Origin of the sequence: Psychrobacter sp. Choline-02u-9 (assembly GCF_002836505.1) — a bacterium.
Lineage (GTDB): Bacteria > Pseudomonadota > Gammaproteobacteria > Pseudomonadales > Moraxellaceae > Psychrobacter.
In genome coordinates, this window is the sequence record NZ_PJBF01000026.1 from 1 (window position 1) to 632 (window position 632).

At 41.9% G+C, this 632-nt stretch carries 2 protein-coding genes; both read right to left on the reverse strand.

The window, feature by feature from the left end; genetic code table 11:
- Nucleotides 1-432, reverse strand: a 432-nt coding sequence (locus tag CXF69_RS00595) for a DUF305 domain-containing protein (RefSeq protein WP_102078940.1), incomplete at its 3' end; no start/stop codon positions are given.
- A gap of 43 nt (nucleotides 433-475) precedes the next feature.
- The coding region (locus CXF69_RS00600) for a copper resistance protein B (RefSeq protein WP_145990106.1) at nucleotides 476-632 on the reverse strand (157 nt) is incomplete at its 5' end.

Here is a 632-nt window from a genome sequence, read left to right on the forward strand (position 1 = left end):
CGCTTCGATAATATCATCGGCTAATTGACGCACCCGTGGATCTTCGATGTCAGCACGACTACTGGTTAAAATAGCGATTGAGTGATGGGGTATCATTGCCTGCATCCAATCCACTTGATCAACGGTTTGTTGCGAGCGTACGCCCCATATACCAAAAGCAAATAGCACCACACTAAGGCCATAAACCATCAGATTGACCTTAGTTTTTTTATACATATTACCCATAAAGGCGAGCATAATGACGGCCATACCGGCACCCATGTAGAGCGCCATATAAGCTCGGGTCTCACTAAAATAAACATGATCCAATTGATAGGTATTAAAATACATCATGATAAACATCACGACTGTGGATGTTAATATCATCAAAGTAAATTTAAGATAGGGATTCATCTGCTGCTTATTCATTGAGTTGTTATTATTCATATCCATGTGCTTGCCTCTATAAACATAAGTTGTCTATCAGACTACAACCTTAGAACCAAAACTTCAATCCAGCAGTTACACTACTAGAATCAACGTCTTCGTCCTCTTGACGACGTAAGTCTCGCGCATCACCCAAGGCGCTCTCGTAGCTGAAACCAACATAAGGCGCGAGCTGACGACTTAACATCTCGTAAGTAAGCCTAACG